Origin of the sequence: Erythrobacter litoralis HTCC2594 (genome assembly GCF_000013005.1) — a bacterium.
GTDB classification, from domain to species: Bacteria; Pseudomonadota; Alphaproteobacteria; order Sphingomonadales; family Sphingomonadaceae; genus Parerythrobacter; species Parerythrobacter litoralis_A.
In genome coordinates this window covers 1629288-1655457 of record NC_007722.1, presented here as the reverse complement: position 1 = coordinate 1655457, position 26170 = coordinate 1629288, and the positions used below count along the sequence as shown (strand labels likewise).

Here is a 26170-nt window from a genome sequence, read left to right as displayed (position 1 = left end):
CCCCTATGGAGCTGCGGATGCGTTGTTTGAGGTGATAACGATGATCACGCGGGTTTGATCGGTCACGTCTGGTTTGGTGAAGCTCATAAGGGCATAGTTCCAGCCGTTACTTTTTGCAGTTTTCGCGCCAGTCGGATCATCCTCAAATTCCAAGCCAAGCAAGCGGGTGACTTGGTTTTGTACCTCATCAACGCTGGAGGTCTCGTTGACCCAGCCGATGATAACGCAGGAGTCTTTTTTCCGCACATCGCTGTCAGAGATGGTGATACTTGCCCCGCTCGGCAGTTTGCCAAACATAGAGGGGCCGCCACGACTGCGCCAACCTTGTTGCTTAATTTTCAGGGTGCTGAAAACACTCCCGTCTTTTGCTGCTTCGCAAGTATTTACGGCGCCAACGAGATGCTCACTTGTCGCTTCAATGAAAGTTTTCTCTTGGCCAAGCGCTGCCGAGCTAGCCGATAGGGCCAGCGTTAGCGCGGCAAGCGAGTGGGTCAGGATTGGCAGGGCTTTAGACAAGCGAGCTATCCAGACCCTTACAAGCCTCAAGCAACTCTTCAACCGCGTCGGTCGAAACCTTGAGATTGCTCTTCTCTTCGTCCGACAGCTCGATCTCGATCACTTCCTCGGTGCCGCCCGCGCCGATCACGGTGGGGACGCCGACGTACAGCCCGTCGAGGCCATACTTGCCTTCGACATAGCTTGCACACGGCAGGATGCGCTTCTGGTCGCCGAGATAGGCTTCGGCCATTGCGATCGCGCTGGTGGCGGGGGCGTAATAGGCCGAGCCGTTGCCGAGCAGGCCGACGATCTCGCCGCCACCTTTGCGGGTACGGTCGACGATTTCGTCGATGCGGTCTTCGCTCACGCCCTTGATCTTGGCGTAGTCGTCGACCGGAATGCCGTTGATCGTGGTATAGCTTTTCACCGGGACCATCGTGTCGCCGTGGCCGCCGAGCACGAAGGCGTTCACGTCACGGGTCGAAACGCCGAATTCCCAGGCGAGGAAGGTCGCGAAACGCGCGCTGTCGAGCACGCCTGCCATGCCGACCACCATGTTGTGCGGCAAGCCGGAGAATTCGCGCAGCGCCCAGACCATCGCGTCGAGCGGGTTGGTGATGCAGATCACGAATGCGTCGGGGCAGTTGTTCTTGATGCCTTCGCCGACCGCCTTCATCACTTTCAGGTTGATGCCGAGCAGATCGTCGCGGCTCATGCCCGGCTTGCGCGGAACGCCGGCGGTGACGATCACGACATCGGCGCCAGCGATATCGGCATAGTCGTTCGAACCGGTGATCTTGGCGTCGAAGCCCTCGATCGGGCCGCACTGGCTGAGGTCCAGCGCCTTGCCCTGGGGCATGCCTTCGGCGATGTCGAACAGGACGATGTCGCCCATTTCCTTCTTCGCGGCGAGGTGGGCGAGGGTGCCGCCGATCATGCCGGAGCCGATGAGGGCGATCTTCTTGCGTCCAGTCGCGTGGGCCATAGTGGGATTCAGTCCTTCCAGGGCGCGGGACCGGTCAAGCCTCTCCGAATGGCGCACGCCCGCGTCCCGCGAGGAAGCCGCGCCCGGAATCTCGGGAGCCGACCTAGGCGGGTGCAGGGGGGATTGCAACCGGCAAAAGCCTCATGGCGCCAACTATTTATGCAAATAGTTCGCAATTGCAATAAGGGTAGATTCTGCGGGGTGCGCGATCGTGCGCTACAACTACTCTATCGATATCCTACCGGATTGTTCCCGCGCACGTCCTTGCGCAGGCGTCGCTTAGCCGACCTTGCGCAATCCGTCTTCGCTCTCGCGCTCCTGCGCCAGCAGCATGGCGGCGAGGTAATCGGGCACGGCGCGGCTGAAATAATAGCCTTGGCCCAGCGTACAGCCGGCTTCGCGAACGGCCTTGACCTGCTCGATCTTTTCCAGCCCTTCGGCGACGATGTCCATGTCGAGCTGCGCGCCCATTTCGGCGACGGCGCGGATGATCGCCTCGGTCTTCTTGCTGACGTCGGGGCCGGAGACGAAGCTGCGGTCGACCTTGATCTTGGAGAACGGATATTTGTTGATGTAGCCGAGCGAGGAATAGCCGGTCCCGAAATCGTCCATCGCAAAGCGCACGCCCTTGGCGGCAAGTTCGTTGATGAAGAGTTCGGTGGCCTCGCTGTCATCGAGGAACAGGCTCTCGGTCACTTCGAGCTCGAGCCGTTCCGGCGGCAATTGTGCTTCGCGCAGGGCATTGAGCACCCCCAGGGACGCACCCGGCGCCTTGATCTGCAGCGGCGAGAGGTTGACGGCCAGGGTCACTTCTTCCGGCCATTGCGCCGCAGCCTTGGCGGCCTGCGCGGTGATCCAGTTGCCGAGCGTAACGATTAGGCCGCTGTCTTCCGCCACCGGGATGAATTCGTCGGGGCGCAATTCGCCCTTTTCCGGGTGGAACCAGCGGACCAGCGCTTCGAAGGTCCTGATCCGGCCGGTCTTCAGGTCGACGATCGGCTGGAAGAAGATCGACAGTTCGTCTTTCAGGATGGCGGCGCGCAGCTCCGCTTCGATTTCGCGTTTGCGGGCGAGGTCGCGGCTCATCGAGGCATCGTAGAATTGCGTCTGTTTCCGGCCGTTGACCTTGGCATGATAGAGGGCGAGGTCGGCTTTCTGCATGAGCTCGTCGCTGTCGACACCGTCATCGGGAAGGAGCGCGACCCCGATCGAAGCGCCGACTTCGAGCCGGTCGCCGTCGATGCGCATCGGACGCATCAGTTCGGCATGCACTTCGCTCGCCAGCATCTCGGCATGGCGGCGGCTTCCGACTTCGGTGACGACGGTAAACTCGTCGCCGCCGAACCGCGCCACCAGCGCATTTTGCGGCATGGCTTCCTTCAGCCGCTGCGCGAGTTCGACCAGCACCTTGTCGCCCGTCTGGTGCCCGAGCAGGTCGTTGACCTCCTTGAAGCGGTCGATGTCGAGCCAATACATCGCCAGCATCTGGTCCTGCGAAATGGCCATCAGTTTCTCGACCATCTGGTGGTTGAGGCCGGCCCGGTTGGCGAGTTTCGTGACGACGTCGGTATGCGCCTGGATTTCCATCTTGCGGGCGAGGCGTTCGCTGGTTTCGGCCGATGCGATCGATGCGCGCAGCACCCGGTGAAGGTTCTTGGCGATGCTCGCGGTGGCGCTTCCTCCCAGCAGGATAGACACGGCGAGCGTCAGCGTCGGTATCGTTCCGACGATAAGGCAGGCGGTGAAGATGGGGCCGAGCGCCAGCACCAGCTGGCCCTGGGCAATAAGTCGCGACCCGGCATTGCGCGCCGCAACGGCAATGCCGTAGCTCAGGGCGCAGGCCACGATCAGCAACTCCGCGCTGCTGCCGGGATAGTAGATCATCACCAGCGCGGCGATCAGGCCATAGAGGAAGGCGTAGCTGAATGCCCCCGCCTCGTAGAGCAGCTCGAGCTTGCGCGTGGTCGTTCGCTCGTTGTCGGGTGAAAGCATGTGTCCCATCAGGACGCGAGCGAACCCGATGAGCGTCATCAGCACGACGCAGATCGTGATGACGGTACTTTGCGTGACCCAAGCCGTCACCGATGTGCAGACGGCCCCCATGATCGCACCGATCGCGAGGTTGGACGGCTGGGTATAAAGCGTGCGTACAAGCAGGCGGCGCACGCGATCGCTGATCGCATCGCGCTCGGTTTTTCGACCCATGCGACGCTTGATCGCAGTCAGAAGGGAACGGCCCGGCATAGACGTCCGCACTAGGCCGAAGAGGTCACGATCCGGTTAACGCGATACTTACCAACCGCGCCGCGCATTTTGTGATGCTGGGCCGCGCGTGCCGGAGCGAGCGCACTTGCGGGCTTCAGCCCTGTTTTCTGCGGGAAATTTCCTCCGCCATCCGCCGGTCCAATGTGCGGCAGATTCCGAGCCACCAGTCGTAGGACTCGCGGTCGCCGGCGAAGAAGGCCTCCTCCGCACGCGTGCGCGCCTCGGCGGCTGCCGCAAGGCCATGCTTGGCGAAGTGGCGGAGCGAGGCCTGCAACAGCGCTTCGTTGCGACCGTCGGCGTCGGGGTTGCCATTATCGTTGGCGGCGCGTGCGATGGCCCGGCGCGCGAAGGCGCGGGCGAGCGGCGAATGCGTGGCAGAACGTGCAGCGGCGAAATGGACGGTCATGCGGGGTGCAACCTCTTGTGGGGTGTTGTTCGATGCCCGTGCCTTTAGCGACAAGCCTTGAAGGCTTTGCTCACTCACAGGGTTTCGCGGCCGTTAAGAATTGGCTGGGTGAACGCCCTCAGGGACGCTGCTTCCACTGCCCGGCATTGGCGTATTCGTCCTTCACTGCGCCGGAGCCGGGCAGTTTGTCGGCGGTGAACAGTGCGTCGCCGCCGGCCTGCTCGATTTTCTGCGTGTAGCGGGGTGCGCTCGCAGCGCGCGCTTCGCTTTCGGCCTTCTGGCGCGCTTCTTCGTAAGCGCGGGCAAGCGCGACCGGATCGGTGCCGGGGTCGGGCGTGTCGCTGGCAATGCTGGCTGCGCGCGCGCTTGGGCGGGGGAGAGGCTCGCCGCCGATATAGACTGTGCGGAACGCGCCCGGTTTGCCCGCCGATCCGCGCCAGCGATAGAAGCGGTGCGCCCCGATCGTGCCGACATGGTCGAGGCTGCTGGCCCAATAGGGATTGATCCAGGTGGTGTGATAGTGCGTGGCGAGACCGACGGGCGCATAGACATCGCCGTCCAGCGCTTCGCGCGCCACCCGCTGCGCCCGCGCCCAGCCGCCGACAGAGGGCTTGCGACGCAGGCTGCCATCGCAGGTAAAGCTGAATTGGCACCCGGTCACCCGCTCCGAACCCTGATAGACCACGCCGCACACGCTGCGCGGATAGGTCGGGTGCGCCACGCGGTTGAGGACGACTTGCGCCACCGCCTTCTGGCCGCCGAGGCTTTCCGATGCTGCTTCGTAATAGACGGCGGTCGCCAGACACTGGAGTGCGCGCGCCTTGTCGACGCCCGTCCCGCCAAGGCGGAAGGCGCCGGCAGCGGGGCCTGCCGAACGGGTTTCGATGGCCTGCGCCGGATCGCCGCCCATCACTTCGAGCGGATTGAAGAACCGCCCAGCGCTATCGGCACCCTCGATGGCGGCGTCGAAATCGTAGGCCAGCTGCGGCGCATCTTCGAGATAGTAGAAGGCCGAACCCGGAAAGCTCCCGCCGGGCTGCTCGAAGGGCATCGGATCGACCTGAGGCACGAGCTCTGTCGTCTTGTGCTCTCTCGAAAAATTGCGCCATTCGCCGGGTGCCGCGAAAGCCGGCACGGTGACGGCCGCGACCAGCGCCAGCAGAGCCTTCTTGCGCATGCCGAGACCCGCCCATCCGCGCTTGCGGCGCTGGAAGGCGAAGCGGTGTTCGGCAGTGGCGGGGCTTTGGGTCAAACGGTCCTCGGACAGGCTTCTGGCTAGCATTGCCGATAGCCTGGCAAGGGGCTGGCAAACATGGCGGAATTCGCATCGTCCTATGGCGGCACAGCTCGCAAAGCGGGGTTAAGGCCGATGGCTAAGAGCGGGTTAAAGGCCGGGGTGGCGACCGGTTAAGGGATTGTCCCTTGCACAAAGCGACTGTATCGGCTGCTTCACGTCACGGGTTGCCGCGTAACACCGGCCGAAGAGGGAAGGGAGTGCGATGCTCCCGCTGCCCCCGCAACTGTGACCGGGGAGCGACCCTGCCAAGGGCCACTGGTTTCGACCGGGAAGGCGGCGGGGAAGCGACGATCCGGGAGCCAGGAGACCTGCCCGAGACCGTCGCTTGAGCCGCGGGCGGGGTGTACCGATGGCAATGGGTGAAGGGGCACGCACTCCCGCGCTGCCTCCGTCATGAGCGACATGAGCTTGTGATGGAGGAATTGTGCGTAAATTGCTGTTTTTGTTGAGTTGTGTGGTCGTTTCCGCGCCGGTTGCGGCGCAGGATGAGGTTGTTTCGGTCCCGGACCTAGAGGAGCCGAATAAAGAGTGTGATGAACCGCCCCAGTTCGTCGGCACCGGGCATCCTGTTCGATGTGGCAGCGAAGATGTTTCAGTCTGGATGTATCAGAAGTCAGATGCGCCGAGAACCATTACCGTGACCGGAACGCCGATCGAGACCGAAGACACCGGCCAGCCGGTCACCATCATTACTCGCGAAGAAATCGAGCAGGTCCAGGGTCCGGACCTCGCCCGCATCCTGCGCCGCGCGCCGGGTGTCACGATCAGCCGCAATGGCGGCGTGGGCGGTTTTACCGGTGTGCGCGTGCGCGGGGCTGAGGCGGAGCAACTGCTCGTGCTGATCGACGGTGTACGCGTCAACGATCCGTCCTCGCCCGCGGGCGGCTTCGACTTCGGCAATCTCCTGCCCGGCAATATCGACCAGATCGACCTGCTGCGCGGGTCGAATTCCACCGTCTGGGGCAGCGATGCGATCGGCGGTGTGCTGGCGGTGAAGACCCGCTCCGAAAGCGGCATCGAAGGCAGCGCCGAATACGGCGCGCGCGACAGCTTCAACGCCAATCTCGCAGGCAGCATCGAAGGCGAGGATGCCTTCCTAAGCCTTGCGGGCGGCTATTACACCAGCGACGGCTTCTCCGCCGCCGCCAGCGGCACGGAGCCGGACGGTTTCGAGCAGTTCGCACTGACTGCGCGCGGGCGCGTGTTTCTGAGCGCGACGACCGAAGTCTTCGCCCGCGGTCGCTATGCCGAGGGCGAGCTTGAGATCGACGGTTTCCCGTTCCCGACCTTCACGCTCTCCGACACGCCGGAGTTTCAGGAAACGACCCAGTATTCCGGCGCGTTCGGCCTGCTGCACGACAACGGCCCGCTTTACTTGCAGGCGGCCTACAGCTTCGCCGAAACGGAACGCGCCAATTTCGATCCCACCTTCGGGACGGCACCGGGCTTCACCAGCGACGGCCACTCCGACCGGATCGACGTGAAGGGCGAATACCGCCTGATCGGCCCGCTGTTGGTCAATTTCGGGGCCGATGCGGAATGGACCAGCCTCGAAACCAATTTCACGCCGAGGCAGGATGTGCGCATCCTGGGCGGCTATGTTCAGGCGGGCATCGAATTCGGCGGGCTTTCGGGCCATATCGGATTGCGGCAGGACGATCACCAGCGCTTCGGCGGGGCGACCAGTTTCGGGGCCGATGTCAGTTACGAGGTCGCCCCCGATGTGCGGGTTAAGGCGAGCGTCGGCGAGGGCTTCAAGGCGCCGAGCCTGTTCCAGCTGTTCAGCGACTTCGGCAACGAGCTTCTGCGCCCGGAGACCAGCACCAGCTTCGATTTGGGCCTTGCGTTCAGGGATCGCAGCGCGCCGGCCTACGCAGGCATCACGCTGTTCCGCCGCGACAGCGAGGACCTGATCCAGTTCGTCAGTTGCTTCGGCGTCGTCGGCGGTATCTGCACCGGGCGACCCTTCGGCACCTACGACAACGTCGCCCGCGCGCGGGCGCAAGGTGTCGAGATGGAAGCCGGGTTCACGATATCCGACGCTCTGCGCGGGCGGGCGACCTACAGCTTCATCGATACCGAAGATCGCAGCGCGGGAGCGTTGACACAAGGCAATCGGCTCGCCCGCCGTCCGCGCAATGCCGCGAGTGCTTCGCTCGACTGGGACAGCGCGCGGGGCTTGGAATCGCTGCTGCGCCCGAAGATCGGCGCGGACCTGCGCTATGTATCGGGCGCGTTCGACGATGCTTTCAATACGGTGCCGCTTGAAAGCTACGTCGTGGTCGATCTGCGCGCGGAATTGTCGGTGGCGCAATTGAATGGCGATCATCCGCTGGTGCTGTTCGCCCGCGTCGAGAACGTGTTCGCCGAGGACTACCAGACCGCCGCCGGATATGCGCAGGCCGGGCGCGGCGTGTTCGCAGGCGCGAGGTTCAGTTTTTGAGCCGAGCTTTCCGCCCGTCATCTTCGCGAATGCTGAGGCCCGGACTTGCAGGCATCGCCAGATCGCCCTGGGTTTCCGCCCTCGCCGGAATGGCGCTCTTGGGTGGGTGCGCGCCGCAGCAGCCGGATGCGCGAAATGGCCGCGAACCCACCATCGTCAGCCTCAACCCGTGCTCCGACGCGATCCTCGCGGAGGTTGCTGCGCCGGGGCAGTTGCTCGCCATCAGCCACTACAGCCATGACCCGGCGTCCACCTCGATGAAGCTCGATCGCGCACGCGAGTTCGCCGTGACGGGCGGCACTGTGGAGGAAGTTGTGGCGCTCGATCCCGATATCGTGGTCGGGTCGAGCTTCATGGCCCCGGCCACGCGGGCGGCATTCGATCGGCTGGGGATCGAGGTCGTGCAATTGGGCATGGCATCTTCGGTAGAAGCCAGTCTGCAGCAGGTTCGCGATCTCGCCGATGCGGTTGGGCAATCGGAGCGCGGCGGGGCCATGATCGCCCGGATCAAGGGCGCTCTGGAGGAGACCCGGAGCGATGCAGATCCCACTCCTGCTGTACTGTGGCAGCCGGGGGGGATTGTGCCGGGTGAAGGCGCGCTGGTGAGCGAGCTGATGGCGCATACCGGTCTCGCCAGCCACAGCGCGGCGCGCGGGCTGCAACAGGCGGATTACCTTTCGCTCGAGCGGATGCTGGTCGATCCGCCGGACGTGCTGCTCGTCGCCGGACAGGAACGCGCGCAGACGCACCCGGCTTTGGGGCAGCTGAACGAGCTGCGAACCGAGCGTTTCGATGCCAATCTGCTCTATTGCGGCGGGCCGAGCATAATTCGCGCGCTCGAACGGCTGGCGGAGCTTCGCCGGTGAACCGCGCCACACGTCTCTTTCTCGCTCTCCTCGTCATTGCATTCCCGCTCTCGCTGCTGGCGGGGCGCGTGTGGCTCGACCCGGCGAGCACGCCCAACGCCGCCGTCATCCTCGCCGAATTGCGCCTGCCCCGCGCGGTGCTGGCGGTGACGATCGGCGCGGGGCTGGGCGCGGCGGGGGCGGCGATGCAGGGCTATTTGCGCAACCCGCTCGCCGATCCCGGACTGTTCGGTATCGCGCCAGGCGCGGCGCTGGGCGCGGTGACGAGCTTCTGGTTCGGCTACGCTGCCTCGCCTTACCTCCTGCCGCTTTTTGCGCTGGTCGGTGCAGGCGGCGCGATGGCGCTGCTGGCCCTGATCGCCGGGCGCACGGGAGGGATCGCGCTGTTCACTCTGGCGGGACTCATGATTGCCAGCCTTGCCGGCGCCCTGACCAGCCTCGCCATCAGCCTTGCGCCCAACGCCTTTGCCATGAGCCAGATCGTGACCTGGTTGATGGGCGCATTGACCGATCGCAGCTGGCAGGATGTCTACCTTGCCGCGCCGCTTACTCTGCTCGGGATCGCGTGTCTGTGGCGGACGGCCAGGGCACTCGATGCGCTCACGCTGGGCGATGCTGCTGCGCGCTCGCTAGGGATCGAGCCGGGCCGGCTGTTGTTCTGGCTTATCCTCGGCATCGGTCTCACCGTCGGCAGCGGCGTTGCGGTAGCCGGCATCATCGGTTTCGTCGGTTTGATCGTGCCGCATCTCGTGCGCACGCTGACCGATCGCACGCCGTCGCAATTGCTGCTGCCGAGCGCGCTCGCGGGCGCGGTGCTGGTGCTGGTGGCGGACAGTGTGGTGCGCATCCTTCCCCTCGTCACCGAACTGCGCCTCGGAATCGCGCTCAGCCTTATTGGCGCGCCGTTCTTCCTGTGGCTGCTTCTGCGGATGAGAAGGGGCCTCGCATGAACCTATCCGCGCAGAACCTCGCCGTCGGAACGCGGCTGGTCGATGTCTCGCTCACGCTCGAGCCGGGCACGGTGACCGCAATCTGCGGTCCCAACGGTGCGGGAAAGACGACGCTGCTGACCGCGCTTGCGGGCCTGCAGGACGACGCGAGCGGCAACGTGATGCTCGACGGCGAACCCCTTTCCTCCCTCCATCCGCGCGAGCGTGCCAGGGCGATCGGCTACCTGCCGCAGGATGGCGAGATCGCATGGGACGTTGCGGTGCGCAATCTCGTGAGGCTGGGCCGCCTGCCGCACCGTGACCGCGGCGAGGACGCCGTCGACCGGGCATTGGCTGCGCTCGATCTCGTAGCTTTCGCCGACCGCCCCGTCAGCACGCTGTCGGGCGGCGAGAAGGCGCGCGCATTGCTCGCGCGGGTCCTGGCAGGGGAGCCGCGCTGGATCCTCGCCGACGAGCCGCTCGCCGCGCTCGACCTCGCGCACCAGTTTACGCTGATCAGCCACCTCCGCCTTGCTGCTGAAAGCGGCACCGGCGTAGTGCTTGTGCTGCATGACCTGGCGATGGCGCGCAACCATGCCGACCGCGTGCTGGTGCTCGACCGGGGACGCATGGTCGCCGACGCGCCGCCTGCCGAGGCTTTGTCGCCCGACACGATCGCCGCGGTTTTCTCGGTTAATGGCGAATGGATCGGCCCTCTCGGCCAGATGGCGTTTTCCTGCTATCCTACAGAAGCAAGAACAGAATAGACTCGGGTTTTCGATCGCACAGACATCTCTGATTTGGGGAGGAATACGCGATGCCGAGTGAATTCAAGGGCGACCCGTCGCCACTGACCGATGCCGATTTCGAACGCGCTGCCAAGGAGCTGCGATGCAGCGTCCCGGCCATACGTGCGGTGGCCCATGTCGAGAGCCTGGGCGGCGGATACTGGTCGAATGGACGCCCGAAGATCCTGTTCGAAAGGCATATCTTCCATCGCAAGACGAACGGGCGCTTCACCGCTACGCATTCGCATATTTCCTGGCCGAAATGGGGCGGCCACGGGAAGAGTTCGATCCAGTACGACAAGCTCGAAGAAGCGATGGCACTCGACCGCCCGGCGGCGCTCCAGTCGGCCAGCTGGGGCGCTTTCCAGATCATGGGCTTCAACCACAAGATGGTCGGTTTCGATGATGTCGAGGATTTCGTGAAAGCGATGGTCGCAAGTTCCAGCAACCAGCTCGATGCCTTCGTGGCCTTTATCAAGGCGAGCAGGCTCGACGACGAATTGCGCCGTCACGACTGGAAGGCCTTTGCGCGCGGGTACAACGGGCCCGAATACTGGAAGAACAAATACGACACCAAAATGGCGCGGGCCTTCGCCACTTTCAGCGAAGGCGGAGCGCGGACGGACAATCCGCAGCGCGTCATCCGGATGGGCGACAAGGGCCAATCGGTGATGCATCTGCAGGAGCTGCTCGGCTTGACCAAGGATGGCGATTTCGGCCCCGGCACCAAGAGCGCCGTGATCAAGTTCCAGAAGAAGGCCAAGCTGCATCCGGACGGGATTGTCGGCGGACAGACCTGGGCGGCCTTGCTGGCCGATACGGCTGCAAAACCGACCACCAAGAGAGGCAAACAGGATCTGGCCCAGCGTTCGCGCGCACCCTTGCGGCTTCACGACAAGGGCGACGACGTCAAATTCCTGCAGAAGCTGCTCGGCCTGATCGAGGATGGCGATTTCGGACCGGCCACGCTGGCGAGGGTGAAGAAATTCCAGCAGGAGAACGGCCTGGTCGACGACGGCATTGTGGGCCGGAATACCTGGGCCAGGCTACTCGGCGAGTAGCCAGAGGGGAAACCGCACGCGACAGTCGGGCGTTGACCCGGCATGGCCTCGTCCGACCTCGTCAAACGCTGGTTTATCCTGACGCACGAATGCATGCCCGCGGCTGCCGCCGAGCGCGGCTGGCCGGTGCGCTTCGACCATTGCTTCCAGCGCATCCTGCTCGACCATTCGGTCGGCGGGCCGTGGCGAGAGACTATTGCCGCGCCGGCCTACCGGCACGCCAGTGACGCGCAATTACAACGCGCGATCGCGCTGGGAGAGGCGGCGCTGGCGGATGAGGCGGATCTGTCCGCGCTCAACCGCCAGTCGCTGGCGTGGCGCAGCAAGCTACGCCGCGCCTAGGTCCGATACGCGTTATTCGCCGGGCGTGCTCGCAGTGGTGCGTGGCGGCAGGGCACCGTCGGAGGCTTCGCTGTCGACCGCGCCATCGGCGCTCGCGACCAGGCCACGCGCTTCCAGCATCGGCTGGACGTTGGGCTGGCGACCGGCGAAGTTCTCGAACATCTGAAAATAGTCCATTGTGCCACCACGGCTCAGCACGGTCTTGCGATAGTGATCGCCATTGGCGCGCGTCAGCCCGCCATTGTCGCGGAACCACTTGCGGCTGTCGCGGTCGAGCATCTCGGTCCACAGATAGCTGTAATAGCCGGCCGAATAGCCGGCTGGGCTGCTGAAGATGTGGTTGAAATAGGTGCTGCGATAGCGCGGCGGCACCAGGTCGATCTCGAGCCCCAGTTCCTCCAGCGAGCGGCGTTCGAAGGCGGAGACCTTCTCCGGCGTGTCGATGGCGGCGGCTTCCTCGGGCGATAGCGCGGCCCATTTCATGTCGAGCAACGCCGCTTCGACGACTTCGCCGAAGTCGTAGCCCTGGTTGAACTTGGATGCGGCTTCGATCTTGTCGATCATCGCCTGCGGGATCGTCTCGCCGGTCTCGTAATGCTTGGCATAGTTCTGGAGGACCGACGGCCAGGTCGCCCACATTTCATGGACCTGGCTCGGATACTCGACGAAATCGCGTGCCGTCGCCGTGCCGGAAAGGCTTTCATATTTCTGGTCCGCGAAGAAGCCGTGCAGCGCATGGCCGAATTCGTGGAACGTCGTGTTGACCCAGTCATAGCTGACCAGCTGCACTTCGCCTTCGGGCGCCTTCGGGATGTTGAGCACATTGTAGATCACCGGCTTGGTGCCCCACAGATAGCTTTGGTCGACGAAATTGCTCATCCACGCGCCGCCGCGTTTCGACGGGCGCTGGAACGGGTCAAAATAGAACAGGCCGAGCTCGCTGCCGTCGGCATCGAATACGGTGTAGGTCCATACATCGGGGTGATAGACCGGCAGGTCCGTGCGCCGCTCGAAAGTGAGGCCGTAGAGCTTCTCGGCCATGAAGAAGACGCCATCTTCCAGCACCTTGTCGAGCTGGAAATATTCCATCATCGCATCTTCATCCAGCTCGTAACGCTCGGCCTTGATCTGGTTGGCGAAACGATACCAGTCCCACGGTTCGACGGTGAAATTGCCGCCCTTCGACGCGATCTGCTCGTTGAGCATGGCAGCTTCGCGGCGTTGTGTTGCGGCGAGGGCGGGGACCATGTCGGTCATGAACTTCAATGCCGTCGCGGGTTTTTGCGCCATGCGATCGTACATCGTGTAGCTCGCCCAGTCCTCTTCGCCGAAAAGGGCAGCCTTTTCCGCGCGCAGGGTGGCGATCTTTGCCAACAGCATGCGCGTGTCATGCTCGGGATTGGTGCCGTCGGCACGGTTGTGGCTCAGCTTGAACAGCCGCTCGCGCACGTCGCGGTTCTCGAGGCTGGGGATCGAGGGCTGCTGCGTTGTGTTTTGCAGCGCGATGGCGAACTTGCCGTCATGGCCCTTCTCTGCCGCGAGCTTGGCGGCGGCTTCGATATCGCTGTCGGACAGGCCCGCAAGTTCGGCGCGCGTATCGACGATCAGCGGCTGGTCGTTGGTGGCCGAACGGACGGCCTGACCGAATTCGGTGGTCAGCGTGGAAAGCTCGGTATTGATTGCCTTTACCCGCTCGCGCTCGGCCTCGGTCAGCAATGCGCCCGCGTGGACCATCTGCTTGTAGGTTTCTTCGAGCAACTTGGCGTCTTCGACCGTCATCGCCATGGCCGCGCGGTTATCGTAGACCGCCTTGACGCGCTCGAAGAGCGCCGGGTTGAGCGTGATCGAGTCCGAGTGTGCGGACAGCATCGGCCCGACTTCGCGGTTGATCTCGTCGAGCCGGTCGGTGGTGTTGGAACCGGTCAGTGCGAAGAAAATGCGCGCGACGCGGCCGAGCATGCGACCGGATTTTTCCAGCGCGACGATGGTGTTTTCGAAGGTCGGCGCGGCAGGGTTGTCGATAATCGCCTGCACTTCGGCCTTCTGGATGTCCATGCCCTGCTGAAAAGCCGGCATGTAGTCGTCTTCCGAAATTTTGGTGAAGTCCGGGGCGAGGAAGGGCAGGCTGCTGTCGGACGCGAAATAGCCGCTGCCCTCGGGGATTTCCGGGCTGTAAGCCGCATCGGCCTCGGCTTGCGCGATCGGGTCCATGGCGGCTCCCTCGTTATATGTCTGACAGCCGGCGAGCAGGGCTGCGGCGGCGGTGGTGGCCAGGATCTGGGCCTTCATAATCTCTCCATTCGTTCTAACACGACCTGGCGGCGCGCATGAAAGCGACGCCGCCGTTGAATGTTGCTTAGCTGGTCGAGCTTGAACCGGAGATTGATTACAAATGCAACCGGGTATGCGAGAGGAGATCAGGCGTCGATTGCCCGCGGATCGGCGTATTCGGCATCGACGAAGATGTTGGCTCGCCGCTCGGAGCGGTACACAAGGCCGTTGGCGACCGACCCCTTCGCGTGATGGTACGATAGTTCCTCGACCATCTTGTCGTGGTCGCGCGCAGCGATCGCAGCATTAAGGCGCGGGCTCTTGTCGGGCGACAAGGTTCCTTCGCCGACGTTGAAGGCCAGGTCGACCAGAGCATCGAATTCGTGCTGATAAAGCCTGACGTCGCCGACGAGGTCCACCACCACCCGCTTGGCCTTCGCAAGATCGCGTTCGAAGAAACGCAAGGCGCGGTCTTCGCTGATACGCTCGCCGACGGCGAGGTTGTCCGAAGCCAGGACGAGGTGCCCGACGCCGACGGTGGGATAGCCCGCGACATCGCGATATACAGTCAGCCGGACGCCTTCCTCCTCGATCATCGCTTCCTTCAATTCTTCGCTGGGCTGCAACGTGCGTGCATCGACCCGGATCTCGCTGGCATCGATGTGCTGTTCGAACCCCGATTGCGAGGCGGCGGTGTCGATGTCGATCGCGGCAGTGCTGACGGTCATGACACTTGCAGAAGCCGCTAGGGCAGCCTTGCGCTTGCGACGGGGGCTTCGCGTGCCTTCGATAATGCGCTGGCGCTTGAGAGCACGCCGGTTCTGGCGCCGGTCGCGCAGTCGGGCAATCAGCTTGCGCGCATTTTTACGAGCGGGATCTGGTGCCTGGCCAAGGGGTACTGAAGTGGACTGGTTCGCTATCGAGTGTGTGCCTGTCGGCAAAATAATCTCCTGTTTCGCTGGGCCCCGTCTCCCATCGCGGTCTGCGAGAAAGGGAATGGTTCAGTTAATCAACGGTTTGAGGACCCGATCGGTCCACACTTCATCGTGCCTCGGCAACGGGTCATGCGCCCGGCGCGGAAGCCGGCGCGGAAGAACGGGCGCTCGGCAACCTGATGACTTTCGCCGCAGCAGCGCTTATATGCGAGCCGACCGGCCGATAGAGGCGCGCCGGACAGGATCGAGAGGATTGAATTTGGCTGCCAGCGGAAAATATTCGGGCGCATCGCCGTTTTTACAGTCGGCGCGAGGCATCAAGGGCCTGAGTTCGAATGGATTCAAGACGAAGATGGATGCGATGCGCGAAGCCGAACGGCCCGATCCCCGCACGTCCATTCTCGAATTCCTCAAGCGTCTCGACAAGGATTGCACCTCGGAAATCTTGGAAACGTCTGTCGATCTGCCCTCTTCGGAGCTGTCGGGGGCCATCGATGAGCTGCGCGAAGAAGGGTTCATCGACTTCGCCGAAAGCGACGAGGGCGAAAAGATCATCAGGATCCTCCCGGCCGGTGAACGCAAGTTGCGCTATATGAAAAAGGCCAGGTTTTGATATAGTTTGCGCTCTGGCTGAGTCGGGGAGGGACTTTGGCGCACGACGACAATACTCTGGCTGACGACGGTTTTTCGAACAAGCCCGATAGCGAAGACCGCGACCTGCGGTGGTTCCTGGCCGGTCTCGCGGTCGTTGTGGTAGCTTTCGCGCTGCTCTGGATTTTCAGCACCTCTGACGGACGCGAATACTGGTCGCCTTACTGGTTTTCCGGCCTGATCGGCGTATTCGTCGGCGCCACCGAATTGATCGCCCGCTATCGCGACGCGCCGTTCCGCCCGTTCCAGTCGATCGCCGGGCTGCTCTATGTGGGGATCAACGGGCTTGCCGCCTGGCTCGCCTACTATCTTATCCTTGCCTCTGGCGTCCCGATCGAGAGCACCTGGGCCAAAATCCTTACTGCCGGATTGGGGGCAATGGCGTTCTTCCGCTCAGGCATTTTCAACGCGCGGATCGGCGACAAGGACGTGCCGATCGGACCCAATATCGTGCTCGAAATCTTCCTCAGCGCGCTCGACCGCAACTACGATCGGCAGCGCGCCGCACCCCGCTCTGCCGCCGTGGCCGAGCTGATGAGCGACCTTTCCTTCGACGAGACCAGCGTTGCGCTGCCCGCCATCTGTTTCAACCTGATGCAGAACGTCAGCGAGGCGGAGAAGACGGCGATCGGCAACCAGGTCAAGGAACTGGCGGAATCGCAGATGAGCGACGAGGCCAAGTCGATGACGCTGGGCCTCGCCCTGTTCGATGTCGTCGGCGAAAAGACCTTGCGCGCCGCCGTCGCTTCGCTCGGAAAGACCGTGCGCGGGTTCAAGCAATTGCCCGACGCCATGCTCGACGAACTGGCCAAGGTCGACCCGGCAACGGTGCTTTCGACCCTCCCGGCCATGTGCAACGAACTCGCTGCCAAGCGCGATCTGGTCGAGGATCCGAACAGCCTCGTCAGCACGATCGCCAACCAGCCGCTCAGCGATGAAGCGAAAGCGCTTCTCGTCCTTTACAAGATGGTGCGGCAATACGGCGAGACGTCCGTGATGCGGGTTTTGGTGGCGATGGGGTAGGAACGGTCCCGCCGGGACACCCCTGAGCGTCGACTGCTTTTGCTTTGACCATTCGGACCTCAGGCCGCCAGCGCCACCTGGTCGCGGCCGCGGTCCTTGGCGCGGTAGAGTGCGAGGTCGGAGCGCTGGAGCACGTCGTCGAGGCTTTCGTGCTCTCGCTGGCGGGCGAGGCCGATCGAGGCCGAGACGCGCAGCTGCGGGTCGAGCTTCTGCGCTGTCACGATGCGCCGCGCGCGCAGGCGCAGGTTTTCCGCCGCCAAAGCGGCATGCCGCTCGTCGATGCCGTCGATGACGAGGATGAATTCCTCGCCGCCCAGCCGCACACAGCCTGCGGTGTCCTCGGGGAAATCAGCAGCCACCGCTTGCATTTGCTCTGCCATGGCGCGCAGCACGATATCGCCGGTATCGTGCCCGAAATTATCATTGATCCGTTTGAAATGGTCGAGATCGATCATCAGCAGGAACCGGTCGCGGCCCGCTGCGGGGGGATCGGCATAATCGCCGAAGAATGCGCGGCGGTTGAGCAACCCGGTCAGCGCATCGTGCCGCGCATTGTGCTCGGCCTCTTGCAGCGCCCCTTGCAGCGTAGCGGTCAGCGCGCGGTTCTCAACCGTCATCTGCGCCGCGTCGATCGAGTGGCGCACCATGCCGCGGCTGAACAGGACCGAGCCGACCAGGATCAGCGCGATGATCGGCGCGGTCCACAGCGGCAGCGGTGCGGGATCGAGGGCCTTGGCTACGAAAATCGTGGCGCAGAAGGCCCCCACCAGCGCCGTCATGCCGCGCCTGATCGGGCCGTAGGTAACGATCACCAGCGAGATGGCGACAAGCGTCATCCCGCTGACCGCGACCACCGCCATCGGCGGATCGGCCACCGGATCGAGCGATACCATCAGGCCGGCCCAGGTCGCCCCCGCCGTCACCAGCGCCAGCGTAAGCCGGGTCAGCCCCCATCGCGAAGGGAGCCCCGCTTCCAGCGAAGCGGCGAGCCTGCGGGTCGAGCCGCGCACGAAGACCAGGGAAGCGATCCGCAGCAACAGCGCCACACCGAGCAGAGCAGGTTGCGCGACCAGAAACAGAGCGAAGCCAAAGAGACACAGCGAAACGACGTTGGCCGGGGCGACGCGATCCTCGCGCTCCACCATCGCGCGCATGACCTCGGTCCGGACGGCAAGCGATTGCGGGCTTCGCAAGAGAGCGGCCATCCGCATTCCAGTCGAGCCGGAAGCGGTTTGGCGCAGACTGTAAGTGTCCTCACGCGACATCGCGGGTCAGTCTCCATCGGCGCACGATACGCCATTGGAGTCACGCTAGGGCGATGGAATGAGGGCCCTGCTATCGCAGTGATAAGGAGGAGCGCGTAGGTGTGGTCAGGCGCGAAGACCGCATTCGGACAAGAACGCGCTACGGATCACGACATACATCCGCACAGCGGAGACGCGATCCATCAGTCGGTCGCGGAGGTCGGGGCAGGCGGCGTCGGTGGGGGCGTTGGTCTCACCGCGTCCTCCGGCAGGGGAGGCGGCGGCGCCGGATCGAGGACGCTCTCCTCGCTCTGCAGGTAGATTGCCGTGCCCTTTGCGCCAGTACCGGCGATCAGCGCGATCTCGTGGGAACCGGTGCGAATAACAGCCGGGTCGGAAACCAGCATTGCCATCACCTGTTGCGGGCCGTCGCGCGTGGCGCGGGTCACCGCCCTGCACGGTGCCGTGTCGCCGCCGGTATTGCGAAGCCGTCCGCTTTCACTCCAGGCAATCGCAACGGGGCTGTCGGGACAGCGGGACCAGACGATACGGTCCGGCGCGATGGTGATGACGCCTGTGTCAACGTCCCCGCCTGCACCGATTCCGAAGCCCGTCGACTGCCAGCCATCGTAGCTCAGCGTCATGCGCGGGACCCATCGCTGCGTGACGAAGTCGAAATCAGGGATATTGGCGAGGCGCCATGCCTCCGGATCGACCAGCACGAGCTCGCCGGCCTTGCTGCTCAATAGCAACCGGTGCTCGCCCAGCCGAAGAACCTGCGGGCCGCTGCCGAAAAAGCTGGAGAAACGGGTGTCTCGCTTCTCCACTTCGTTTCCGCAGCCCATCAGCGTCTGCGTGCGCACGCCGTTGCCTGTGTCCTCGAGAATGCCGCCCGTGCCGATCCGCGCGGAATTTCCCGAGCGGTTGCAACCGATACTGTATGTAAACCCCCTCGGCCCGATCTCGACATAGGCGCGCCGCCAGGGCACCTCGTTCTGCCAGCTCGGCTCGAACTCGCCAAATCGCTCGACCAGCCAGAACCCTTCTATCGCAGACAGGGATGTAACCGGTTCGCCGAGCTCGATCGTCGCTTCGACTTCGCTTGCCGTGTCGTCGACATTCTCAGGCGCCGAGCAGGCGGCCATGAGCGCAAAAGTGCAGACAGCGGTGAGAACGGCTTTCCTGATGACCATGACGCGGAAACGAACAAAGCGCCTCGCCGCTCCCGACGTTGCATATTTTCCGGCCAAACCCACATTGTCGGAACATCCCTCCAGCCCGTTCGCTCGATTGGCACTACACCGGAGCGGGCAAGTCGCTGCGGGTCCTTGACATATCCGAACACAACGGGAACACGCCATACATGGCACTCACCAAAATCTCCGTCCGCGGCGCGCGGGAGCATAACCTCAAGGGGGTCGATATCGACCTGCCGCGCGATAGCCTGATCGTGATTACGGGCCTGTCGGGCTCGGGCAAGTCGAGCCTGGCGTTCGACACGATCTATGCCGAGGGGCAGCGGCGCTATGTCGAGAGCCTCAGCGCCTATGCGCGCCAGTTCCTCGAGATGATGCAGAAGCCCGATGTCGAGCATATCGACGGGCTCTCTCCCGCGATCTCGATCGAGCAGAAGACGACCAGCCGCAACCCGCGCTCGACCGTCGCGACGGTGACGGAGATCTACGACTACATGCGGCTGCTGTGGGCGCGCGTCGGCGTGCCGTACTCGCCCGCTACCGGAAAGCCGATCGAGGCGCAGACCGTTTCAAACATGGTCGACCGGGTGATGGAATTGCCGGAGGGCACGCGGCTGTATTTGCTGGCGCCGGTGGTGCGCGGGCGGAAGGGCGAATACCGCAAGGAACTGGCCGAGTGGCAGAAGGCCGGCTTCACCCGCGTGCGGATCGACGGCGAGATGTACCCGATCGAAGAAGCGCCCGCGCTCGACAAGAAATTCAAGCACGACATCGAAGTGGTGGTCGATCGCCTGGCGGTGAAGGCGGGGCTTGAAACGCGCCTCGCCGACAGTTTCGAGACCGCGCTCAAGCTGGCCGAGGGGCTGGCCTATGTCGATCTGGCGGACGGCGTGGTGCCGGGGCGCGAGGATGAGGCAGATGAAGGCGGCGCGATGAAGGGCGCGGGGATCCCCGCCAACCGTATCGTCTTCTCCGAGAAATTCGCCTGCCCGGTCAGCGGCTTCACCATCGAGGAGATCGAGCCGCGGCTGTTTTCCTTCAACGCCCCGCAAGGCGCATGCCCGACCTGCGACGGGATCGGCGAGAAGCAGCTGTTCGACCCGCAACTGGTGGTGCCCAACGAAGCGCTAACTCTGAAGCAGGGCGCGGTGGTGCCGTGGGCCAAGTCCAACCCGCCGAGCCCCTACTACATGCAGGTGCTGAGCAGCCTCGCCAAGGCCTACGAGTTCGACCTCACCACGCCGTGGAACGCGCTCGCGCAGGACCAGCGCGACATCATCCTGCACGGCACCAATGGCATGCCCGTCGCGCTCACCTTCAAGGACGGGCGCAAGCAGTATACCGTCACCAAACCGTTCGAGGGCGTGATCGGCAATCTCAACCGCCGCCTGCGCCAGACCGAGAGCGCGTGGATGCAGGAGGAGCTGAGCAAGTTCCAGACCGCGCAGCCGTGCGAGACCTGCGGCGGCAAGCGTCTCAACGAGAAGGCGCTGGCGGTGAAGATCCCCGGTGCTGACGGCCCCACCGACATCGCCGCGCCGGTCAAGATGAGTGTCTCGGACGCGAAGGACTGGTTCCTCGCGCTCGACAGCCATCTCAACGAACAACAGAGCCAGATCGCCCGCGCCATCCTGAAGGAGATCAACGAGCGGCTGGGCTTCCTCGACAATGTCGGGCTCGATTACCTCAACCTCGACCGCACCAGCGGCACGCTCAGCGGCGGGGAGAGCCAGCGCATCCGCCTCGCGTCGCAGATCGGCTCCGGCCTCTCCGGCGTGCTCTACGTCCTCGACGAGCCCAGCATCGGCCTGCACCAGCGCGACAACGACCGCCTGCTCGAAACGCTCAAGCGGCTGCGCGACCTCGGCAATACGGTGATCGTGGTCGAGCACGATGAAGACGCGATCCGCCAGGCCGACCACGTGGTCGATCTCGGCCCCGGCGCGGGGGTGCGCGGGGGCGAAGTGGTGGCGCAGGGCACGCTCAAGCAGGTCATGAAGGCCAAGCGCAGCATGACCGCCGACTACCTCACCGGCCGCCGCGAAATCGCCGTCCCCGCCACGCGCCGCACAGGAAACGGCCACCAGCTCACGGTGCACGGCGCGCGGGCGAACAACCTCAAGGGCGTCACCGCCTCCTTGCCCCTAGGCACCTTCACCTGCATCACCGGCGTTTCGGGCAGCGGCAAGTCCAGCTTCACCATCGACACGCTCTACGCCGCCGCCGCGCGCACGCTGAACGGCGCACGGGTGATCGCGGGCGCGCACGACAAGGTCACCGGCCTCGAATATTGCGACAAGGTGATCGAGATCGACCAGTCGCCCATCGGCCGCACGCCCCGTAGCAACCCCGCCACCTACACCGGCGCCTTCACCAATATCCGCGACTGGTTCGCCGGCCTGCCGGAGGCGCAGGCGCGCGGCTACAAGCCCGGCCGCTTCAGCTTCAACGTCAAGGGTGGCCGCTGCGAGGCCTGCACCGGCGACGGACTGATCAAGATCGAAATGCACTTCCTGCCCGATGTCTACGTCACCTGCGAGGAATGCGGCGGCAAGCGCTACAACCGCGAAACGCTGGAGGTGAAGTTCAAGGGCCACTCCATCGCCGACGTGCTCGACATGACGATCGAGGATGCGGAGACCTTCTTCAAGGCCGTCCCCCCGATCCGCGACAAGATGCATATGCTGAACGAGGTTGGGCTGGGCTACGTCAAGGTCGGCCAGCAGGCGACCACCCTGTCAGGCGGCGAGGCGCAGCGCGTGAAACTCGCGAAGGAGCTGAGCAAGCGCAGCACCGGGCAGACGCTCTATATCCTCGACGAACCGACTACCGGCCTGCACTTCGAAGACGTGCGCAAACTGCTTGAAGTGCTGCACCGGCTGGTGGACCAGGGGAATTCTGTTATCGTCATCGAACACAACTTGGACGTCATCAAAACGGCTGATTACCTGCTCGACCTTGGCCCCGAAGGCGGAGTCAGGGGCGGGGAAGTCGTCGCTGCCGGTACACCTGAGGATGTCGCCAAGGAGAAGCGCAGTTTCACCGGCCAGTACCTAGCCCCGCTACTGACACGCCGGAAGAAAACTGCCGCATGACGATGACAGAAGGCCTGCCCCGGACTTGATCCGGGGTGGTGGTGATCGAGCACAATCTGGATGTGATCAAGACTGCGGATCATATCCTTGATCTTGGGCCGGATGGCGGTGTGCGGGGTGGCGAGGTTGTCGCGCAGGGTGCCCCCGAAGAGGTTGCGACGGTGAAGGGGAGTTATACGGGGCAGTATTTGAAACCGATGCTGGAGCGGCAGGCGGAGGCGGCGGAATAGGTGCTTAAAGATGTAGTATGATGAATGCTGTCGATTAATTCGAGTGCGGACTACATGCGTTCGCCATTCTCAAGTACGTTTGCGCCATGCGACTTGAGACGGTCTACATAAAGAATTTTCGAGCAATCTCCGAATTGGAGATAAACATCGACGATGTTACGACGCTGATCGGATCAAACGGCGTTGGAAAGTCCTGCGTTCTAAAGGCTATCGATAAGTTCTTTTCGAAGAGCTCAGCGGTCACATTGGAGGATTTTCACGATGGAAATGTAAGCGACCCCATCGAAATCGGATTGTCATTCACTGAACTACAGGCCGATGAATTGGAGCGCTATGCGGCGCGCGTGCACGGAGGAACGCTGAGGATAGTCCGCGTTTTTCGCAGTTCGTCGCTAGGTCGAGAGAATGGAAGATACTTTGGGTTTGCCTACAGGCACCAAGCATTCGACGAGGTTCGGAATTTACCAACGGCAAATGATCAAAAAAGCGCCTACAATGCGCTTACAGAGACTGGAGATTTTCCTGGTCTCACAAAGTGTACACGCATCGCTGATGCCTTAACTGCGATGTCAGAGTGGGAAGAGAATAATTCCGACAATTGCGTTTTGGCGATGGATGATGGTCAATTTGAGGGTTTTGCCAACGTCGCGCGGGGTGGACTCCAACGTTTCGTTTCTTTTGTATTCATCCCAGCGGTCAGAGACGCGTCCATAGATGCAGTCGACAGCAAGAAGGCAGTTATTGGCCAATTACTCGAACTGTATGTTCGCACCATTCTTCAAGCAAAAAAGGAAATAAAAGAATTTCAAACCGAGATGGATGAGCGATACAAGGATTTGGTTTCGCCGGAAAATATTGGTGAACTAGATGAGCTTTCGGGGCTTCTGACTTCAACTCTTACGAACTTCTACGGAGAAAGTGAGGTCGAACTGAATTGGAAAGAAGTGGAGCCGCTTCCCCTTCCTTTGCCTTCCGCTGAGACCCTTCTTACCGAGCAAGGCTACAAGGGACCAGTTGAGGGCAAAGGGCACGGCCTTCAGCGCGCCTTTATTTTCACTATCCTTCAGCACTTAGCTCTTGCTCTTCATGATACTGAACAAGATAGCGGCGAAGAAGAAAGCGAAGACGGTCCAACTTCCCACTCGATCATTCTGGCGATTGAAGAACCGGAGCTATATCAACATCCGACGAAGCAAAGGCATTTCGCTGAGGTGCTCCGTAATTTGAGTGATTTGGATGCTCATAAAGGCGCACAGTCTGTTCAGCTAATCCTCTGCTCACATTCTCCGCACTTTCTGGCAACAGACCGTTTCGAAGAAATCCGTGTAATCCATCGTTCGCTCGATGAGGATGAGAAATCCACGTCAACCGTCAGTCAGGTTTCATACCAGCATGTTGTGGACCAGCTCGCGGGTGTATCGGAAGACCCGGAAAAGCACCTCAATCCTGAAGCCCTAAAGGTGCGGCTTCATACTTTAACACCGTTGGTAGCAGAAGGCTTCTTCGCAAGTAAGGTAGTGCTGGTCGAAGGGACGAGCGATGTCGCAGCACTTAGAGCAGCGGCGAGAATGAGCGACAAGTCATTCGAAGCTTCTGGAATTGCTCTGATCGAAGTGGGGGGGAAGACGAACCTGGACAAGCCTCTCATTATTTTTCGTAGCTTAGGCATCCCAATTTTTGTGCTTTTCGATTCTGATGGTCACAAAACAAAGGATCATGAGAAGAAAGCGCATGTAAATGTCCAAATTCAAAAACTGATGGGCGAATCTAATCCAGAAGAAGTTCGTACGTATGTTTGTCCACAATTCGCGAGCTTCGAAACTGAGTTGGGGCGGCATCTCAAGGCTGAAATAGGGGCAAATCTATTTGATGAAGCAGTAGGCAAGGCCGGATACGATTACGGTCTGGAGAGTAGGCAAGTCAGAAAGGTGCCAGCCGCGATGACTCAAGTCCTTATGACCTGCAATCTGGCGGGGCATCGCAGCGAGACTGACGTGACCCCCAGCTTTCCCCCAGCTGGGATTAGAGCCGGGCGGTTGTTTTGCGCATAAGCGCGATTGAAGCAATGGGCTGCGTAGTGGAGCCCGTAGGGCGTAGCGAAGCAGGCCATTGCTTATCCAGTTCGGCGGCGAACGCCGCCGGTGTTGCGTAGCCAAGCGATGAGTGCGGTCGCTCCCGGTTGTAATCATCCACCCAGGCGGCGATCTCGACACGGGCATGGGCCATGCTCATGAACAGCGTCTCGTTGAGCAGTTCGTCCCGCATGCGACCGTTGAAGCTCTCGACATAGCCATTCTGCATCGGCCTTCCGGGCGCGATATAATGCCACTCGACGCCGATCTCGCCGCACCATGCCAGCACGGCGTTGCTGGTGAGCTCGGTTCCGTTGTCGCTGACGATCATGCCGGGCTTGCCACGCTGGGCGATCAGCTCGGTCAGCTCTCGAACGACACGGCGACCAGAGATCGACGTGTCCGGCACCGCTGCCAGACACTCCCTTGTCACGTCATCGACCACGTTGAGCACCCGGAACCTCCTGCCCGACGCCATCTGGTCGTGCACGAAGTCCAGGCTCCAGCGCTGGTTCGGTAAGGCGAGCACCGGAGCAGGTGCCCTCGTGCCGACTGCGCGCCTGCGACTGCGTCGACGCCTCACCGCCAAGCCTTCCTCCTTGTAGAGCCTCTGGGTCTTCTTCCGGTTGATCATGATCCCCTCCCGGCGCAGCAGGATGTGCAGACGGCGATAGCCGAACCGCCGTCGCTGGTTGGCCAGCTCGCGCAGCTTCTCACGCAGATCGGCGTCATCGCCCCGGGTGGAACGGTAACGCACGCTCTTGCGATCGGCATCGATGACACGGCACGCCCGCCGCTCGCTCATCCCGTGGCATGCCTGAAGATGAGCGACAGCTTCCCGCTGCGCGGCGGGCGTCAGAACTTTTTTGCCAGAAGATCCTTCAACGCCGCTTTGTCCAGCATCGTGTCGGCCAGCAGGCGCTTGAGCTTGGCGTTCTCGCTCTCGAGCTCCTTGAGCCGCCGGGCATCAGACACCTCCAGCCCACCATACTTCGACTTCCAGTTGTAGATCGTCGCTTCCGAAACCCCGTGTCGCCGGGCCAGGTCGGCGGTCTTCGCTCCCGCCTCCGCCTCCTTGAGCACGCCGATGATCTGCTCTTCTGAAAACCTCGTTCTCTTCATCTCGTCCGTCCTTCTGTCAGGGCCGGACTCTAATCCAACTTGGAGGAAAATCAGGGGGTCACGTCAAGACCCTTGATCAAATAATTGAGGCAATTTTCAATGACTGATGTCGATATACTCAGCGAGGCGATCGAGCACCGAAGGATAGTCAGCTTCACGTACAAGGAAGCGTTACGGATCGTGGAACCGCATCTTGTCGGAGTGAACACTAAGGGCAATCTAGCTCTAAGTGCCTTTCAGATTAGTGGCGGATCAGGCCAATCCTTTAGAAGCTTCCTTCTTGAGCAAATCAGTGGCCTTGAGCTTACGTCCGAGGAATTCGTAGGTCCGAGGCCGGGATACAATCCTCAAGACTCCACAATGGTGAAGATAGTCGCCGCTTTGTGACTGAAAAATTTCGCAGTCGAAACTCTCCGTTCGAGAAAGCTGTCCTACACCCCCCAATCTGTAT

Annotated in this window: 21 protein-coding genes, 1 pseudogene and 1 riboswitch; of the genes and pseudogenes, 12 read left to right on the top strand and 10 right to left on the bottom strand. The window is 62.5% G+C overall.

Translation table 11 applies throughout. The features are described 5' to 3' along the window. Positions 1 to 3: 3 nt before the first annotated feature. From EL2594_RS15335 to EL2594_RS07890, 5 genes are all read right to left on the bottom strand, one after another. On the bottom strand, positions 4 to 516 hold the full coding sequence (locus EL2594_RS15335) for a hypothetical protein (RefSeq protein WP_155806016.1): 513 nt from the start codon (positions 514 to 516) through the stop codon (positions 4 to 6). After that, positions 509 to 1483, bottom strand: a complete 975-nt coding sequence (gene mdh / locus EL2594_RS07905; RefSeq protein ID WP_011414520.1) for a malate dehydrogenase — start codon at positions 1481 to 1483, stop codon at positions 509 to 511. Before mdh ends, EL2594_RS15335 begins: the two co-directional genes overlap by 8 nt. A 279-nt stretch (positions 1484 to 1762) precedes the next feature. After that, positions 1763 to 3688, bottom strand: coding sequence for a putative bifunctional diguanylate cyclase/phosphodiesterase (locus tag EL2594_RS07900; protein WP_049762541.1), 1926 nt, complete (start codon positions 3686 to 3688; stop codon positions 1763 to 1765). A 154-nt stretch (positions 3689 to 3842) separates the two neighbouring features. Further along, on the bottom strand, positions 3843 to 4154 hold the full coding sequence (locus EL2594_RS07895; RefSeq protein WP_011414518.1) for a hypothetical protein: 312 nt from the start codon (positions 4152 to 4154) through the stop codon (positions 3843 to 3845). 118 nt (positions 4155 to 4272) lie between these two features. Beyond that, on the bottom strand, positions 4273 to 5436 hold the full coding sequence (locus EL2594_RS07890) for a cell wall hydrolase (protein WP_011414517.1): 1164 nt from the start codon (positions 5434 to 5436) through the stop codon (positions 4273 to 4275). A 159-nt stretch (positions 5437 to 5595) separates the two neighbouring features. Next, a riboswitch (cobalamin riboswitch) is annotated at positions 5596 to 5782 on the top strand. Between the two features lie 306 nt (positions 5783 to 6088). Between EL2594_RS07890 and EL2594_RS07885 the strand changes: the two genes are divergently transcribed. The 6 genes from EL2594_RS07885 to EL2594_RS07860 are packed head-to-tail and all read left to right on the top strand — an operon-like array spanning position 6089 to position 11880. Beyond that, positions 6089 to 7894 carry a TonB-dependent receptor plug domain-containing protein gene (locus tag EL2594_RS07885; RefSeq protein WP_196793188.1) on the top strand — a complete coding sequence of 602 codons (1806 nt, stop codon included), beginning with the start codon at positions 6089 to 6091 and terminating at the stop codon, positions 7892 to 7894. A 29-nt stretch (positions 7895 to 7923) separates the two neighbouring features. Next, positions 7924 to 8760 (top strand): ABC transporter substrate-binding protein, encoded by an 837-nt coding sequence (locus EL2594_RS07880; protein WP_155806015.1) that lies wholly within the window; start codon positions 7924 to 7926, stop codon positions 8758 to 8760. Further along, positions 8757 to 9710, top strand: a complete 954-nt coding sequence (locus EL2594_RS07875) for a FecCD family ABC transporter permease (protein WP_011414514.1) — start codon at positions 8757 to 8759, stop codon at positions 9708 to 9710. The genes EL2594_RS07880 and EL2594_RS07875 overlap by 4 nt, the downstream gene beginning before the upstream one ends. Next, entirely contained in the window at positions 9707 to 10456 is a 750-nt protein-coding gene (locus EL2594_RS07870; protein WP_011414513.1) for an ABC transporter ATP-binding protein, read from the top strand. Before EL2594_RS07875 ends, EL2594_RS07870 begins: the two co-directional genes overlap by 4 nt. Before the next feature lie 50 nt (positions 10457 to 10506). After that, the gene (locus tag EL2594_RS15140) at positions 10507 to 11538 is read left to right on the top strand and encodes an N-acetylmuramidase domain-containing protein (RefSeq protein WP_011414512.1); all 1032 of its coding nucleotides are present in this window, start codon (positions 10507 to 10509) and stop codon (positions 11536 to 11538) included. Between the two features lie 42 nt (positions 11539 to 11580). Then, on the top strand, positions 11581 to 11880 hold the full coding sequence (locus EL2594_RS07860) for a hypothetical protein (protein WP_011414511.1): 300 nt from the start codon (positions 11581 to 11583) through the stop codon (positions 11878 to 11880). A 12-nt stretch (positions 11881 to 11892) separates the two neighbouring features. On the opposite strand, the gene EL2594_RS07855 is transcribed toward EL2594_RS07860, so the two are convergent. Next, positions 11893 to 14169, bottom strand: a complete 2277-nt coding sequence (locus EL2594_RS07855; RefSeq protein ID WP_011414510.1) for a M3 family metallopeptidase — start codon at positions 14167 to 14169, stop codon at positions 11893 to 11895. Positions 14170 to 14297: 128 nt separating this feature from the next. Then, positions 14298 to 14879: a lysozyme gene (locus tag EL2594_RS07850; protein WP_011414509.1), complete on the bottom strand. Its 582-nt coding sequence runs from the start codon at positions 14877 to 14879 to the stop codon at positions 14298 to 14300. Positions 14880 to 15147: 268 nt separating this feature from the next. Between EL2594_RS07850 and EL2594_RS15330 the strand changes: the two genes are divergently transcribed. Both EL2594_RS15330 and EL2594_RS07840 read left to right on the top strand, forming a co-directional pair. After that, positions 15148 to 15699: a hypothetical protein gene (locus EL2594_RS15330; RefSeq protein WP_155806014.1), complete on the top strand. Its 552-nt coding sequence runs from the start codon at positions 15148 to 15150 to the stop codon at positions 15697 to 15699. A gap of 35 nt (positions 15700 to 15734) precedes the next feature. Next, entirely contained in the window at positions 15735 to 16760 is a 1026-nt protein-coding gene (locus EL2594_RS07840; RefSeq protein ID WP_011414507.1) for a hypothetical protein, read from the top strand. A 59-nt stretch (positions 16761 to 16819) separates the two neighbouring features. On the opposite strand, the gene EL2594_RS14910 is transcribed toward EL2594_RS07840, so the two are convergent. Both EL2594_RS14910 and EL2594_RS07825 read right to left on the bottom strand, forming a co-directional pair. Further along, entirely contained in the window at positions 16820 to 17914 is a 1095-nt protein-coding gene (locus EL2594_RS14910) for a GGDEF domain-containing protein (RefSeq protein ID WP_196793186.1), read from the bottom strand. Between the two features lie 293 nt (positions 17915 to 18207). Further along, positions 18208 to 19197, bottom strand: a complete 990-nt coding sequence (locus EL2594_RS07825) for a hypothetical protein (RefSeq protein WP_011414505.1) — start codon at positions 19195 to 19197, stop codon at positions 18208 to 18210. Positions 19198 to 19367: 170 nt separating this feature from the next. On the opposite strand from EL2594_RS07825, the gene uvrA reads away from it, so the two are divergent. From uvrA to EL2594_RS07810, 3 genes and pseudogenes are all read left to right on the top strand, one after another. Beyond that, on the top strand, positions 19368 to 22295 hold the full coding sequence (gene uvrA / locus EL2594_RS07820; RefSeq protein WP_011414504.1) for an excinuclease ABC subunit UvrA: 2928 nt from the start codon (positions 19368 to 19370) through the stop codon (positions 22293 to 22295). Positions 22296 to 22324: 29 nt separating this feature from the next. Next, positions 22325 to 22525: pseudogene (locus tag EL2594_RS07815) on the top strand (hypothetical protein); the annotation flags it as partial. Between the two features lie 86 nt (positions 22526 to 22611). Next, positions 22612 to 24576 carry an ATP-dependent nuclease gene (locus EL2594_RS07810; protein ID WP_011414502.1) on the top strand — a complete coding sequence of 655 codons (1965 nt, stop codon included), beginning with the start codon at positions 22612 to 22614 and terminating at the stop codon, positions 24574 to 24576. On the opposite strand, the gene EL2594_RS07805 is transcribed toward EL2594_RS07810, so the two are convergent. Next, positions 24548 to 25719 (bottom strand): IS3-like element ISEli1 family transposase gene (locus EL2594_RS07805; protein ID WP_155805911.1). Its coding sequence is split into 2 segments (ribosomal slippage): positions 24548 to 25467 and positions 25467 to 25719, totalling 1173 coding nucleotides; the frame shifts between segments, so codons are not numbered across the junction. The genes EL2594_RS07810 and EL2594_RS07805 overlap by 29 nt on opposite strands. A gap of 99 nt (positions 25720 to 25818) precedes the next feature. Here EL2594_RS07805 and EL2594_RS15835 point away from each other — a divergent pair. Beyond that, positions 25819 to 26106 (top strand): WYL domain-containing protein, encoded by a 288-nt coding sequence (locus tag EL2594_RS15835; protein ID WP_011414501.1) that lies wholly within the window; start codon positions 25819 to 25821, stop codon positions 26104 to 26106. Positions 26107 to 26170 lie beyond the last annotated feature (64 nt).